We start from the raw sequence: 13,796 nt of genomic DNA on the forward strand, positions 1-13,796 counted from the left end.
CCTTGGGCGGGACGGTGTTCGTCCCGCCCTTTCCGCCTGAAGGGTGGCCGGTCCGCCCCTGTTTCCCCTTGCGCGAGCGTCCCCAATGCCCGTTTTCTGGATTGTTCTGATCGTCCTCGCCCTCGGGGCTGCGGGCTATGTCGTCGGACGCAGGGGCGCCGTGCGCTCGGCCGGCGGCGATACCCGCGTGCTGCATTCGCTGCCCGGCTATCACGGGACGAATGTGTTCATCTATACGGCGGTACCGGCGTTGCTGGTGCTGGCCTGCTGGCTGCTGCTTCAGCCGATGGTCATTCAGTCCACGATCGGCGGCCGCATCCCCGACAGCGCAATCCCCGAAAATTCGACCCGCGGCCTGGTGATGAGCGATGTGCGCCGCATGGTCGGCGCGATCGACGCCGCCGTCGCCACGGGCCGGTTGGCCGAGGGGCGGCTTGCCTCGACTGTGGATGTGGAAACGCTCCGGACCTCGCTCGATGAGGCGGGCGTTCCCATGGCGGGCGCCGCGCGCCCCGAGGTGCTCGAGACCGCCCGCGCCTATCGCAACCTCGCCGGAACCGGCAACATGCTGATGGCGGTCGTGGTGCTGGGGCTTGCGGCGGGCGGCCTTGCATTTTCGATCCGCCGGGTCGGCCGCGACTTCCGCGCCCGCAACGCGGTGGAGCGCGGTATCCTCGCGCTGCTGATCCTTGCTTCCACCATCGCCATCCTGACAACGGCGGGGATTGTCGCCTCGCTCGTGTTCGAGACGATGGAATTCTTCCGGATGTATCCCTGGCAGGATTTCCTCTTTGGCCTCACCTGGTCGCCGCAGTTCCGGGGGAACAGCCAGCTCGGGATGCTGCCGCTCCTGTGGGGTACGCTCTATGTCAGCTTCATCGCACTTCTGGTGGCGGTGCCTGTAGGGCTCTTTGCCGCGATCTACATGTCCGAATATGCAAGCCGCCGGTTCCGGTCCGTCGCCAAGCCGCTGATCGAGATCCTTGCCGGTATCCCGACCATCGTCTACGGCCTTTTCGCGCTGGTGACGGTCGGACCCCTGCTGCGGGATTATTTCGCGCGCCCCATGGGCCTTGGCGAAAGCAGCAGTTCGGTGATGACCGCGGGTCTGGTGATGGGCATCATGCTTATCCCCTTCGTGTCCTCGCTGTCCGACGACATCATCAACGCGGTGCCGCAATCGCTGCGCGACGGCTCGCTGGGCCTCGGCGCGACGAAATCCGAAACGATCCGCCAGGTGATCGTCCCGGCCGCGCTGCCGGGTATCATCGGTGCGATCCTGCTGGCAGCCTCGCGCGCCATTGGCGAGACGATGATCGTGGTCCTTGGGGCAGGGGCGGCCGCGCGGCTGGACCTGAACCCGTTCGAGGCGATGACGACCATCACCGTCAAGATCGTGGGACAGTTGACCGGCGACACCGATTTCGGCTCGCCCGAGACGCTCGTGGCCTTTGCGCTTGGCCTGACGCTTTTCGTCATCACGCTCGCGCTCAACATCCTTGCCCTTTACATCGTCCGCAAATACCGGGAGCAGTACGAATGACCGACGCGACCGCATCTTCCCCGGCGCATCGCCCGGCCAAGTCGCTGCTTGAACCCGACAGCCGGACGCGCCGCCGCAACGCCGCCGAAAGACGGTTCCGGGCCTATGGGCTGACCGCGATCCTCATCGGTATCGCCGCGCTGGTCGTCCTGCTGACCACGGTGGTGGGCAACGGCGCATCGGCCTTCCGCCAGGCCTTCGTGACGCTCGAAATCACCCTTCCCGCCGACCGGCTCGATCCTGTGGGTGACCGGTCGCGCGAAAGCCTGCAGCAGGTTTCGACCTTTGGCTATGCGCCCCTGATCGCCGAGGCGATGACCGCCAAGATGGAGGCGATGGGCGTCTCGATCGAGGGTCTGTCCGAAGCCGATGCGGGCAACATCATCTCGCGCGAGGCACCGGCGCAGTTGCGCAATTATGTGCTGAACGACCCGGATGTGCTGGGTCAGACCGTGGAATTCAACGTGCTCGCGAACGGGCGCATCGACGGCTACATGAAGGGCCGCGTCACGATGCAGAGCGCCGAGCGCGACAGCAACGTGAGCCCCGAGCAACTGCGCCTTGCCGATTACCTGATCGGCGAAGGCGTTCTGGTGCAGCGGTTCAACATGGGCTTTCTCACGCTGCCCGATGCCTCGGACCAGCGGCCCGAAGCGGCGGGGCTCGGCGTCGCGATCCTCGGCTCGCTTTACATGATGCTGGTGGTGCTGGCGCTGGCGCTGCCGATCGGCGTCGCCGCCTCGATCTATCTGGAGGAATTCGCGCCCAAGAACCGCTGGGTCGATATCATCGAGGTCAATATCTCCAACCTCGCCGCCGTGCCGTCCATCGTCTTCGGTATCCTCGGCCTTGCGATCTTCATCAACTTTGCCGGCCTGCCACAATCGGCGCCCATCGTCGGCGGCCTGGTGCTGACGCTGATGACACTGCCCACGATCATCATCGCGACCCGCGCCAGCCTGCGGGCGGTGCCGCCCTCGATCCGCGATGCGGCGCTGGGGGTCGGGGCATCCAAGATGCAGGCGGTCTTTCACCATGTGCTGCCGCTTGCCGCGCCGGGCATCCTGACCGGGACGATCATCGGCATCGCGCAGGCGCTTGGCGAAACCGCGCCCCTGCTGCTGATCGGGATGGTGGCCTTTGTGCGCAGCTATCCCGGCGCCCCGCCCGAGGGGCTTTTCGACCCCGCCTCGGCCCTGCCGGTGCAGGTCTACAACTGGACCCAGCGGTCCGATCCGGCCTTCGTCGAACGGGCCTCGGGCGCTATCATCGTGCTTCTGGTGGTCCTGATCGCCCTGAACGCCCTTGCCGTGGTCTTGCGCCGCCGCTTTGAACGGCGCTGGTAGGATGGAGCCCGCCATGAACGACATGCGAATTGTGGAGAGACAAGTGGACGATCACGAGATCAAGATCTCGGCCCGCGGCGTGCAGGTCTATTACGGCGCCACCCATGCGATCAAGGATGTGGAAATCGACATCCGCGACAAGATGGTCACCGCCTTCATCGGCCCTTCCGGCTGCGGCAAGTCCACCTTTCTGCGCGTGCTGAACCGGATGAACGACACGATCGCCGGTGCGCGGATCGAGGGCGATATCCGCCTCGACGGGCAGGACATCTATGATGCCCGCGTAGATCCGGTGCAGCTGCGCGCCCGGGTGGGGATGGTGTTCCAGAAACCGAACCCCTTCCCCAAGTCGATCTATGACAACGTAGCCTATGGCCCGCGCATCCACGGCCTGTCGCGCAACAAGGCCGAACTGGACGAGATCGTCGAGAGCAGCCTGCGCCGCGCCGCTATCTGGAACGAGGTCAAGGACCGCCTGGCCCAGCCCGGCACGGGCCTTTCGGGCGGCCAGCAACAGCGGCTCTGCATCGCGCGGGCGATTGCGACCAAGCCCGAGGTGCTGCTGATGGACGAGCCCTGTTCGGCGCTCGACCCGATCGCGACCGCGCAGGTCGAGGAACTGATCGACGAATTGCGCAGCCAGTTTTCGGTGGTGATCGTGACGCACTCGATGCAGCAGGCGGCACGGGTCAGCCAGCGGACGGCGTTCTTCCATCTCGGCAATCTCGTCGAATACGGCGAGACCGGGCAGATCTTCACCAACCCCGTGGACCCGCGCACCGAGAGCTACATCTCGGGCCGGATCGGTTAAGGAGCGAGCATGGCGTCGGACAAACATATCCTGTCGGCCTTCGACCGCGATCTGGAAGCGGTGCAGGCGATGATCATGAAGATGGGCGGTCTCGTCGAACGCGCCATCCTCGATGCGAGCCAGGCGCTCGAGACCCGTGACGACGAGCTGGCGGCGATGGTCCGGGCGAACGACGCGGCCATCGACGCGCTGGAACAGCAGGTCAACGAAGAGGTCGCGCGCATCATCGCCCTGCGCGGCCCGAACACGACCGACCTGCGCACGGTTCTGACCGTGATGAAGATCGCGGGCAACCTGGAGCGGATCGGCGACTATGCCAAGAACATGGGCAAGCGCACCACCGCGCTCGGCCAGATGCCGCAGGTCGCAGGGGCTGCGGGCAGCATCCGGCGCATGGCCAAGGCGGTCGAACTGATGCTCAAGGACGCGCTCGACGCCTATATCCAGCGCGATGCCGAGCTTGCGACCGATGTGCGGGCGCGGGACCAGGAAGTGGACCAGATGTACAACGCGCTGTTCCGCGAATTCCTGACCCATATGATGGAAGACCCGCGCAACATCACCGCCTGCATGCACCTGCATTTCATCGCGAAGAACATCGAGCGGATGGGCGACCACATCACCTCGATCGCGGAACAGGTGGTCTATCTCGTGACCGGGCAGATGCCCGGTGAGGCGCGGCCCAAGGGCGATCAGACGCCCTACACCACCGAGGTGCAGTGATGTCGCCAAGCGAAGTCCCCATGGTGCTCGTCGTCGATGACGAACCCGCCCAGCGTGCCATCCTGACCTATAACCTGGAGGCCGAGGGCTTTCGCACGATCAGCGCCGCCGATGGCGAGGAGGCGCTTTTGGCCGTGAACGAGCAGGGGCCCGACATCATCCTTCTGGACTGGATGCTGCCGCGCCTGTCGGGCATCGAGGTCTGCCGCCAGTTGAAATCCCGCATGGCGACGCGCAACATTCCGGTCATCATGATCTCGGCCCGGACCGAGGAAGAGGACCGGGTCCGCGGGCTGGAAACCGGTGCCGACGACTATGTCATCAAACCCTATTCGATGACCGAGCTTATGGCGCGTCTGCGGGCGAACCTGCGGCGCGCGCGCCCGGCCTCCAGCGGGCAGGTGCTGCAGTTCGAGGATATCACGCTGGATGGCGAGACGCACAAGGTCCACCGCGGCGGCGCGCTTCTGAAGCTCGGCCCGACCGAGTTCCGCCTGCTTTCGACCTTCATGGAGAAACCCGGCCGTGTCTGGAGTCGGGAGCAACTGCTCGACCGGGTCTGGGGACGGGACATCTATGTCGATACCCGCACCGTCGATGTCCATATCGGGCGGCTGCGCAAGGCGCTGATGCAGCATGGCGGCGAGGACCCGATCCGGACGGTGCGCGGCGCAGGCTACGCGCTCGGCTGATCGCGCATCGCGTTGACGCCTGCCGCCGCCCCGTGCATGGCTGTTTCGGGGGGTGAAACGGGGGCGGCATGACAGAGGTGATGGATTTCGGCGGACGGTCTGTGCTTTTCGTCATGGCGGCCCGCGCGGAATACGGGCCGGAGCTGCGCGCACGCATCAACCCGCTGATCACCGGCATCGGCCCGGTCGAAGCGGCGGTGGCCCTGACCCGCGCCTTGGCGCAGATGCGGCATCTGCCGGATCTTGTCGTGTCGCTCGGGTCGGCAGGATCTGCACGACTGACGCAAGGGGAGGTCTATCAGGTCTCGCGCGTCGGGTATCGTGACATGGACGCGTCGCCGCTCGGCTTCGCGGTGGGCGAAACGCCGTTCCTGGGCCTTCCGGCCGAACTTGACCTGCCTTGTCCGCTTGAGAACGTTCCGTCTGCGACGCTGTCGACCGGTGGCAATATCGTCTCGGGCGCCGCCTATGGCCGCATAAATGCCGATATGGTGGATATGGAGACCTATGCGCTCTTGCGGGCCTGCATGGGCTTTGGCCTGCCGCTGATCGCGCTGCGGGGTGTTTCCGACGGTGCCGCCGAGCTGCGCCGGATCGACGACTGGACGGCGCTGCTGCCGCTTGTGGACCGGAACCTCGCGCATGCCTGCGACCAACTGGCCGAGGTGCTGGCGGCTGGCTGGGAGCCTGCATTGGCGCGCAAGTAACATAACGGCTGCGGACATCCCCCTCCGATGCGGTCGTGCCGAGCCGGTCCGCCATCCCGCGCCGAAGTCTGAGGCGGAACCCGCGATCCAGGCAGGGCTCCTGGAAGCCCGGTGAAAAGTCATCGGCCCTAACGTGCCGCGATCTCGCTAACGATTGCCGCCCCGATGCGGGCGATCGTCCGGTTGCGCGTGGCCATGTCCGCATCATCGCCGGTCAGGTCGGCCGCCGCCAGCCAGGGTGTGTCATGCGGGGGGCGGATCACGGCGATGATCGAGCGCGAGCCGTGGCCGCCGGCGCCGGTCTTGTCGCCGATGATCCAGTCCGCGGGCAGGCTGACGCGGAGCAGTTCATCCGCCACCTGATCCGCTTCCATCCATATGTCGCCGGGGGTCTTGTCCTGCTGCCCATGTCGGGTCACTGTCCCCGCCCATGGCAGCAGGGACACTGCGGAAGGTATCGCCGAATGACTGACAAGGTGAAGACGACTGCCGGGCCTGTGCGTCTTACCGGACGCCTCATCTGCAGATCGGCATGCGACATCGAGGCCGTGCGCACCCATCTTCCGCAGCATATCCGCCTCACCAGAGCCGAAGCGGGTTGCATTTCGTTCAGTGTGGTCCAGTCCGAGGACCCTCTGATCTGGCATGTGGAGGAACGCTTCGTCGACATGGAGGCCCTCGCGTTCCACCAGCAACGAACGCGCGCATCCTCGTGGTGGACCGCAACGGCAGGTATTCCGCGCGACTATGAAGGTGTGGGGGTCGATTGAGTGTCCGACGGCAGCTTTCGCCTTCCCGGCGGCCTTAGGGCAGGCCTCGCTGCCTCTCCGGCGGTGACAGGCTGAGGCGTCGCTCATCCTGGCGATGCGGGGCACGAAAGGCGGTGGTGGTGTGGCGGATCAGGGCAGTTCAGCCTGATCGCCGTTTTCGGGACGCGGCCATCCGCGCGGGCGACCGGTGTTGCGGTGACGACGCCCGCGCAAAACCGCAAGCACCGCCCCGTCGGGGCGGTGCGACGTTTTCATCCTCCGGCTCAGAAAAAGCCGAGTTTGTTGGGGTTGTAGCTGACCAGCATGTTCTTGGTCTGCTGGTAGTGATCGAGCATCATCTTGTGGGTCTCGCGTCCGATGCCTGACTGCTTGTAGCCGCCGAAGGCCGCATGTGCCGGATAGGCATGGTAGTTGTTCACCCAGACGCGACCGGCCTCTATTGCGCGGCCGAAACGATAGGCACGTGTGCCGTCGCGGGTCCAGACCCCCGCCCCAAGGCCATACATGGTGTCATTGGCAATCGCCAGTGCCTCTTCCTCATCGCGGAAGGTCGTCACCGACACAACGGGACCAAAGATTTCTTCCTGAAAGACGCGCATCTTGTTATGGCCCTTCAGGATCGTCGGCTCGATGTAATAGCCGCCGGAAAGTTCGCCATCCAGTTGTCTGGCCTTGCCGCCGGTCAGCACTTCTGCCCCTTCTTCCACCCCGATGGTGAAATAGGACATGATCTTGTCATGCTGCTGCTTGGATGCCTGCGCGCCCACCATCGTGGCAAGATCGCGCGGGTCACCCTGCTGGATGGCCTTCACCCGCGCGATGCAGCGCGTGATGAATTCCTCATAGATGTCTTCCTGGATCAGCGCGCGCGAGGGACAGGTGCAGACCTCTCCCTGATTGAAGGCGAAGAGCACGAAGCCTTCTACCGCCTTGTCCAGAAAAGCATCATCCTGCGCCATGACATCCGAGAAGAAGATGTTGGGCGATTTGCCCCCCAGTTCCAGCGTGACGGGGATCAGATTGACCGTCGCCGCTTCCATGATCTTGCGGCCCGTCGCGGTCGAACCGGTAAAGGCGATCTTGGCGATGCGGGTGGACCGCGCCAGCGCATCACCTGCTTCGGCCCCGATGCCGTTGACGATGTTCAGCGTGCCGGCCGGCAGCAGGTCCGAGATCACCTCCATCAGCACCAGAATGGCAGCCGGGGTCTGTTCGGCGGGCTTGAGCACGATGCAGTTGCCCGCTGCCAGTGCCGGGGCGATCTTCCACGCGGCCATCAGGATCGAGAAGTTCCAGGGGATGATCTGCCCGACGACACCCAGCGGTTCATGGAAGTGATAGGCGACCGTGTCATTGTCGATCTCCGACATGGTGCCTTCCTGCGCCCGCAGCGTGCCTGCGAAATAGCGGAAGTGGTCAATCGCGAGCGGTATATCGGCGGCCGTCGTCTCGCGGATCGGCTTGCCGTTGTCCCATGTCTCGGCCGCGGCGATCAGGGCGAGGTTTTCCTCCATGCGATCGGCGATCTTCAGCAGGATGTTCGAGCGTTCTGCCGCCGAGGTCTTGCCCCAGGCGTCTTTGGCGGCATGTGCCGCGTCCAGCGCCAGGTCGATATCGGCTGCGTCGGAGCGTGGCACCTCACACACCTTCTGCCCGGTGATCGGCGTGATGTTGTCCATGTAGCGCCCTGCCACCGGCGCGACGAATTTACCACCGATGAAGTTGTCATAGCGCGCCTTGAAAGGCGATTGGGTGCGGAAATCCGCTTGGCTGATCTGGTTCATTCTGATCTCCTCCGTTGCTCCGGCCTCCCCCGAAGTCAATAAAGGATGGGCGTTGACGATGCGCCTGTCAGCCGGGGCAGGACATTTGCCGCGCAAGACTGTCTCAACGCCGAGACAATTCCGCCGCGGATTTGTCCAGACCCAGGCGCTTCATCTGCCGATAGAGCGTCGCACGCCCGATGCCGAGCCCCCGCGCGGCCTTGGAGACATTGCCCTGCGCGCGGGTAAGCGCCTGGATCAGGGCCGAACGCTGGGCCGCGTGAAAGCCCCCCATGCCCTCCTGCCCAAGAAGATCGGCCGCCGGCACCGGGGTCAAGGGGCCGACTGCAACAAGCCCGAGCGCCCTGCGTGCCCCGCGCGTCGCCCCGATCACCAGATCGTCGGCATCGACTGCCAGCAGCGACACGGTATCCTCTCCCTCATGGCCCAGCTGCAGGATGCGTGCCGCTGGGAACACCATCCGGAAATGCTCGGCCTCGATATTGCGGGCGGTTTGGGCGACCATGGCGGCAATCAGGCGGTTGATGCCCTCGGTCTGGTCGGACCTTGCGGAGGAAACGTCCAGCGCGCCCAGAAGCTGCCCCTCGGCCCCGAAGATCGGTGCGTCGATACAGCTCATGGCGGTGTTGCGCGCCATGAAATGTTCATCCCGGTCAATGATCACCCGCCGCCGTTCGGTCAGGCAGGTGCCAATTCCGTTCGTCCCTTGCTGCGCTTCCGACCAGTCGGCACCCGCGCAAAGACCCCAGCTCTCGAACACCGCCCGATCCGAAGCGCGGCAGCGCCGCTCCAGCGCGATTCCGTCGGCGTCGCACAGGAGCGCGGCACAGCCCGACCCACCAACCATTCCAAAGAGATCGTCGAGACGTCGTCCGGCGATGTGCCGCAACAGATCCTGCGCCTCCCGCCGGTCCCGCAAGGCGCCATCGTCCAGCCGGACAGGCGCTTTGGTCTGTGCGGGATCGAGCCCGTGCAACTTGACCGACCTGCTCCAGGACGCAACCAGAGGCGACATCGCCGGTCCCCGAGGGGACAGGACGGCAGCCAGAACCCGCTCGACATGGGCCTTCGCTGGGTGCATGAACGAGATCTCCCTGATCGCAGGCTATGCCAGACGAGACGGGAAATCCAGCCCGGCCTTGGCGGGGCGATGGTGGCGGCAGCACGGCAATACCGCAGGTCGGAAAAGCACGTTCTTCCCCTCCGCCGCCCTACCCGTAACCAGTGATGTTCCAGCGTATCCTGTTTCCCCTGCCATCACGGGCAGCGAGAAGGGCGCCGTTTCGGCAGGCGTCGCCTCCCAGAGAATTTACTGATCCCGTCCAATCCTGCCCCTTGAACGAGCGCCCGCGCCCGGCGGCCTGTCAGCGCGCCACGCCAGACTCGTGCCGCGCGCCGAAAACAGCGCGAGCGGAAAGCTCAGAACCACCTCGCCGAGCCCAGGATCCCGGTCTCGCGATCGTCCGGTCGACAGCTGCCCTCGGCGCGTCTGTCAGCGCAAGCCCATGATACCCGAGTATTTTGTTACCAGCCGCTCGTAATTTTCGGCGATCCACTCCTGCGGGACATAGGTCGGGTTGTACTGCGCCAGCAGCGCGGCCTTGGTCGACCCGGGCAGGTCCACCGTCGAATAGCCCGTCGCGGCGTTCAAGGCCGCCTGACCGGTATCCGTCGAGACGAAATAGGCGAACAGCTTGACCAGATTGGGGCTTCGGGTGCCCTTGACCATATTGGTCAGCCACGGCGCCATATACATCGGCTGGATCGGCACATAGGCCAGTGGCGCACCGCGGACGACCTGCGATTCAATGTCCACGCCGATCGCAAGTGCGGCTTCGCCGCTCAGGAGGCGCGTGGCCGCGTCGGGCGTGCGCGGGACCCAGATCACATTCTGGGTCATGATGCCTTCCAGCACCCGGGTCATCACGTCTTCGCCCACCGAGTGGGTATTGTAGAAGAAGGCGCCGCCCGGCAGCCTTGGCATGGTGATCCGGCCGGTCCACCTCGGATCGAGCAGATCCTCCCACGAGGTCGGCAGATCGGCGGGGTCCACCAGATCCTGATTATAGGACATCAGCGGCAGCGAACTGTCGATGATCTTGACCGCAGAGGCATCGACCAGCCGTTCCGGCGGAATGCCAAGTTCGACAGCCCAGCCGTCGGTTTCAACCGCGCCGGCGCCGCGCAGAAAGATCGTGGTGCCCTCGCCGGCATAGAAGCAATCCACCCCCGCCGGCACGCCCCGACTGGCCAGTTGCGCCACCTCGGCCGCCTTCTGCGGGCCAAGACCGCCCTGGAACTCCACGTTCAGCGGAAAGCCATAGAAGCCGTCCAGCGCTTCCTTGAACGCGGTGGCACGATCGGCCGGGATCGACAGGCCGAACATCACCGCTTGGGGTTCGGCCATGGCTGGCTCGATCAAGGCGAGAACGGCTTCGGGCAACTCGGCGTCCTGTGCCAACAACCGGCCGGCGGGCAGACCGGCCAGCAAGGCGGCGGCGACGCCCCCCTGCAACAGTGTCCGGCGGCCAAGCGCCGGGGCAGCGATCGAGAATCTGGTCATCACGTTGTCCTCCCTCACGTTATGTCCATGGATCATCGCCAGTGCTCTCAGTCGTCGCCCCGCGCCCTCCATCGCGACAGCATCGCCAGCACCAGCAGAATCGCGATCATCAGCAGGCTGAACACGGCGGCTTCGCCGTAGCGCCCGGTCGACTGAAGATCGAAGATAGTCGTCGAGATCACCGAGGTTCTCGGCGAATAGAGCATCAGCGGAATGGTCAGCTCGCGCGCCGATATCAGCGTGGTAACCAGAACCGCAAACAAGATCGCCGGCCGGATCACAGGCAGAAACACCCGCACGAAGGTGCGCACCCGCCCCACGCCCGAAACATAGGCCGCCTCTTCCAGCGACCTGTGGATCTGCACCGAGGACGCGTTCAGTGTCCGGGTGGTGAAGGCCAGCGAGCGTACCGCCATGGTGATGACGATCAGCCAGATCGTGCCCAGAAGCGGCACCCAATGATAGACCGTCAGCGCCAGGAACTGCATCGCCACAGCGGCCAGCATCCCCGGCACTGCCAGAGACAGGAACACGATCGCATCCACCGCCCGGTCCGAGGGGGCAGCCACACGGGTGGCCAGCCATGTCACGCTGACGCTCCAGACCACCGAGAAGGCGATCGTCCCCAACACCAGCAGCAGGGTGTTCAGCAGCGGCGCTGTTAGCAGCGTGCCCACGCCGCGATAGCTGGACAGGTTCAGCTGCGTCAGGGCCTGGACCGAGGGGGGCTGCAGATAGGGGGTCAGCGAGGTCCAGATCACCGTCAGCAGCGGGATCACCACGGCCAGCGCGACCCAGCCACAGATCAGCGCCCAGGCGGCGACGCGCCAGCGGCCCAGGTCGCGCAGGATGGGCGCGCGGTTCTTGCCGGTCAGCATTGAAAAACGGTCCGCGCGCCGCAGCAGCCAGATGTACAGCATCACCCCCGCGGCGCACAGCCCGAGCAGCGGCATGCCCAGGGCAGCTGCGAAGCCGTAGTCGGGCGGGCCGAAGACCGTGTAGGTCGACTGGTAGACCAGTGTGGTGATCACATCGATATTGCCCGGCATGCCGATCACGCCGACCACATCAAAGATCTCTACCGCAAGGATGAAGAAGAAAATCGCCGTCGCGCCGACCGCCGGAGCAAGAGTGGGCAGAACCACGCGAAAGAAGGTGCGATAGGGGCCGATGCCGCTGACCGCAGCCGCTTCTTCCAGCGTCGCGTCAAAGTTGCGGAAGGCCGGCAGCATCATGAATACGGCCGCCGGGGTCAGCATCAGGGCCTGGATGAAGCAGATCCAGCCCACGGAATAGACATTGAACAGCGAGGAGATGCCTAAAACAGCCTCGATCAACCGGTTGCCGATTCCCGAGTTAGGGTTGAACAGCCAGACATAGGCCATCGCCGTGACAAAGGACGGAATTGCCAGCGACACCGTCAGCAGCGTCACCAGCAGACCCTTGCGGCCAAAGTCGGTGCGGCTGAGGATCCAGGTGAAGGGCAGGGCGAAGCCGAACAGGAAGACGGTCGTGAAAAGGCCGATCATGAAGGTGCGCCAGATCGCCGGCCAGATGTTGGCCATCGCGGCCATGTCGGTGAAATTCGCCAGCGTCCAGGCGCCGAAATCGGATCTGTCGCTGAAACTGGCGATGACCAGTGTGGCCAGCATCGCAAGCACGCAGATCACCGCCGTCGCGGCGATAATGCGCAGGATAGTCACGAAACCGGCAGGGCCCGGGGTCATGTGCTGCCTCCTGCTTCCAAGGGCAGGGCGAGGCAACTTTCGGGTGGCAACAGCAATTGCACCTCGCGCTGTGCACCCACATCGTACCGTCGGTGCAGCCGCGCCTGCAACGCCTGCCCCGATGCTGTCAGCCGATAGGTGATCGAGGCGCCGGAAAACAGGCTCTGCTCCACCACGGCGGGCACGGCGGACTGTGCGCGCGGGTCGGTCGATAGTTCGACATCCTCATATCGAATGCCAAACAGGCATGGCTGCCCGGGTCTGGGATCCGGCAGGCAATCCATCGCGGCCGAAAGTGGCCCGAGGGGCGTGTCGAGAAGGACATACGCGCCTTCCGTCCGCGCCACGGTCGCCGGGATCAGGTTCATGTCGCCCATGAAGCGTGCGACGAATTCGCTTTGCGGACGGTGATACAGCTCGCGCGGGGTGCCGATCTGGCGAATGCGCCCTCCGTCCATGACCGCCAGCCGGTCGGCCATCTCCAACGCTTCAGACTGGTTGTGCGTGACGTAGAGCGTCGTCACACCCACGCGCGAAACGAGTTCCTTGACCTGGCTGCGCAGGCGGACCTGCAATTCATAGTCGAGATTGCTGAGCGGCTCGTCCATGAGCAACAGACGCGGGCGAAGAGCCAGCGCGCGGGCCAGTGCCACGCGCTGCTGCTGGCCGCCGCTCAGCCTGGTGACCGCGCGGTCGCGCAGCGTAGCCAGCCCCAGCATCTCGACCACCTCATCCACGCGCCGGGTGACCTCGCCCTTGGGCAGCCCGCGGCGCCCTTCGCGCAGCGGGAACGCGATGTTGTCGAAAACCGTCATGTGCGGCCACAGCGCGTAGGACTGGAACACCATCGCGAGGGGCCGGGCCTCGGGCGGAATTGTCCGGCCCTCTCCGTCAAAGACGGTCTGTCCGGCGATCGAAATCCGCCCCTCATTGGGCGCCTGCAGGCCGGCCACGGCACGCAACAGGGTGGTCTTGCCGCAGCCGCTGGGGCCGAGCAGGACAAACATTTCGCCTTCCCCCACCTCCAGCGAGAGCCGGGCGATGGCTTGGGTCGCCGCAGCGCGGCGGCCGTAGGACACCGACAGTTCGTGAACCGACAGCATCGCCTGCCGTGTTGCCTGATCTGTCAT

General features: G+C 65.1%; 13 protein-coding genes. 7 read left to right on the forward strand and 6 right to left on the reverse strand.

All coding sequences use genetic code 11. The features are described 5' to 3' along the window. The first annotated feature begins 85 nt into the window (after window positions 1-85). The 6 genes from pstC (at window position 86) to ACFSGJ_RS01545 (ending at window position 5,822) form a co-directional block, all read left to right on the forward strand. Window positions 86-1,543: a phosphate ABC transporter permease subunit PstC gene (gene pstC, locus ACFSGJ_RS01520; protein ID WP_390258890.1), complete on the forward strand. Its 1,458-nt coding sequence runs from the start codon at window positions 86-88 to the stop codon at window positions 1,541-1,543. Further along, a complete protein-coding gene (gene pstA, locus ACFSGJ_RS01525; protein WP_390258891.1) occupies window positions 1,540-2,889 on the forward strand; it encodes a phosphate ABC transporter permease PstA in 1,350 nt (449 codons plus the stop codon). The genes pstC and pstA overlap by 4 nt, the downstream gene beginning before the upstream one ends. Window positions 2,890-2,902: 13 nt before the next feature. Further along, on the forward strand, window positions 2,903-3,700 hold the full coding sequence (pstB, locus tag ACFSGJ_RS01530; protein WP_390258893.1) for a phosphate ABC transporter ATP-binding protein PstB: 798 nt from the start codon (window positions 2,903-2,905) through the stop codon (window positions 3,698-3,700). 9 nt (window positions 3,701-3,709) lie between these two features. Further along, entirely contained in the window at window positions 3,710-4,423 is a 714-nt protein-coding gene (phoU, locus tag ACFSGJ_RS01535) for a phosphate signaling complex protein PhoU (protein WP_390258896.1), read from the forward strand. Beyond that, complete coding sequence (gene phoB / locus ACFSGJ_RS01540; RefSeq protein ID WP_390258898.1) at window positions 4,423-5,115, forward strand: phosphate regulon transcriptional regulator PhoB; 693 nt, start codon at window positions 4,423-4,425, stop codon at window positions 5,113-5,115. The genes phoU and phoB overlap by 1 nt, the downstream gene beginning before the upstream one ends. A 68-nt stretch (window positions 5,116-5,183) precedes the next feature. Beyond that, window positions 5,184-5,822, forward strand: coding sequence for a 5'-methylthioadenosine/S-adenosylhomocysteine nucleosidase (locus ACFSGJ_RS01545; protein WP_390258899.1), 639 nt, complete (start codon window positions 5,184-5,186; stop codon window positions 5,820-5,822). Between the two features lie 128 nt (window positions 5,823-5,950). Here the strand turns inward: ACFSGJ_RS01545 and ACFSGJ_RS01550 are convergent, their stop codons facing one another. After that, on the reverse strand, window positions 5,951-6,241 hold the full coding sequence (locus ACFSGJ_RS01550; RefSeq protein WP_390258901.1) for a serine hydrolase family protein: 291 nt from the start codon (window positions 6,239-6,241) through the stop codon (window positions 5,951-5,953). A 45-nt stretch (window positions 6,242-6,286) separates the two neighbouring features. Between ACFSGJ_RS01550 and ACFSGJ_RS01555 the strand changes: the two genes are divergently transcribed. Further along, window positions 6,287-6,592, forward strand: coding sequence for a putative quinol monooxygenase (locus tag ACFSGJ_RS01555; protein WP_390258903.1), 306 nt, complete (start codon window positions 6,287-6,289; stop codon window positions 6,590-6,592). A 263-nt stretch (window positions 6,593-6,855) separates the two neighbouring features. Here the strand turns inward: ACFSGJ_RS01555 and adh are convergent, their stop codons facing one another. The 5 genes from adh to ACFSGJ_RS01580 all read right to left on the reverse strand — a co-directional run bounded on the left by adh (window position 6,856) and on the right by ACFSGJ_RS01580 (window position 13,796). Next, window positions 6,856-8,376, reverse strand: coding sequence for an aldehyde dehydrogenase (adh, locus tag ACFSGJ_RS01560; protein WP_390258905.1), 1,521 nt, complete (start codon window positions 8,374-8,376; stop codon window positions 6,856-6,858). 103 nt (window positions 8,377-8,479) lie between these two features. Next, the gene (locus tag ACFSGJ_RS01565) at window positions 8,480-9,457 is read right to left on the reverse strand and encodes a GAF domain-containing protein (RefSeq protein ID WP_390258907.1); all 978 of its coding nucleotides are present in this window, start codon (window positions 9,455-9,457) and stop codon (window positions 8,480-8,482) included. 411 nt (window positions 9,458-9,868) lie between these two features. Beyond that, complete coding sequence (locus tag ACFSGJ_RS01570; protein WP_390258908.1) at window positions 9,869-10,939, reverse strand: ABC transporter substrate-binding protein; 1,071 nt, start codon at window positions 10,937-10,939, stop codon at window positions 9,869-9,871. A 47-nt stretch (window positions 10,940-10,986) separates the two neighbouring features. Next, the gene (locus tag ACFSGJ_RS01575; protein WP_390258910.1) at window positions 10,987-12,666 is read right to left on the reverse strand and encodes an ABC transporter permease; all 1,680 of its coding nucleotides are present in this window, start codon (window positions 12,664-12,666) and stop codon (window positions 10,987-10,989) included. Next, window positions 12,663-13,796 (reverse strand): ABC transporter ATP-binding protein, encoded by a 1,134-nt coding sequence (locus tag ACFSGJ_RS01580; protein ID WP_390258912.1) that lies wholly within the window; start codon window positions 13,794-13,796, stop codon window positions 12,663-12,665. The genes ACFSGJ_RS01575 and ACFSGJ_RS01580 overlap by 4 nt, the downstream gene beginning before the upstream one ends.

Origin of the sequence: Halodurantibacterium flavum, assembly GCF_042681825.1 — a bacterium.
Classification (GTDB): Bacteria; Pseudomonadota; Alphaproteobacteria; order Rhodobacterales; family Rhodobacteraceae; genus Halodurantibacterium; species Halodurantibacterium flavum.

Coding starts and splice junctions, on each gene's coding strand:
- pstC (WP_390258890.1), top strand. CDS start 86: ATGCCCGTTTTCTGGATTGTTCTGATCGTCCTCGCCCTCGGGGCTGCG.
- pstA (WP_390258891.1), top strand. CDS start 1,540: ATGACCGACGCGACCGCATCTTCCCCGGCGCATCGCCCGGCCAAGTCG.
- pstB (WP_390258893.1), top strand. CDS start 2,903: ATGAACGACATGCGAATTGTGGAGAGACAAGTGGACGATCACGAGATC.
- phoU (WP_390258896.1), top strand. CDS start 3,710: ATGGCGTCGGACAAACATATCCTGTCGGCCTTCGACCGCGATCTGGAA.
- phoB (WP_390258898.1), top strand. CDS start 4,423: ATGTCGCCAAGCGAAGTCCCCATGGTGCTCGTCGTCGATGACGAACCC.
- ACFSGJ_RS01545 (WP_390258899.1), top strand. CDS start 5,184: ATGACAGAGGTGATGGATTTCGGCGGACGGTCTGTGCTTTTCGTCATG.
- ACFSGJ_RS01555 (WP_390258903.1), top strand. CDS start 6,287: ATGACTGACAAGGTGAAGACGACTGCCGGGCCTGTGCGTCTTACCGGA.
- adh (WP_390258905.1), bottom strand. CDS start 8,376: ATGAACCAGATCAGCCAAGCGGATTTCCGCACCCAATCGCCTTTCAAG.
- ACFSGJ_RS01565 (WP_390258907.1), bottom strand. CDS start 9,457: ATGCACCCAGCGAAGGCCCATGTCGAGCGGGTTCTGGCTGCCGTCCTG.
- ACFSGJ_RS01570 (WP_390258908.1), bottom strand. CDS start 10,939: ATGACCAGATTCTCGATCGCTGCCCCGGCGCTTGGCCGCCGGACACTG.
- ACFSGJ_RS01575 (WP_390258910.1), bottom strand. CDS start 12,666: ATGACCCCGGGCCCTGCCGGTTTCGTGACTATCCTGCGCATTATCGCC.
- ACFSGJ_RS01580 (WP_390258912.1), bottom strand. CDS start 13,796: ATGACAGATCAGGCAACACGGCAGGCGATGCTGTCGGTTCACGAACTG.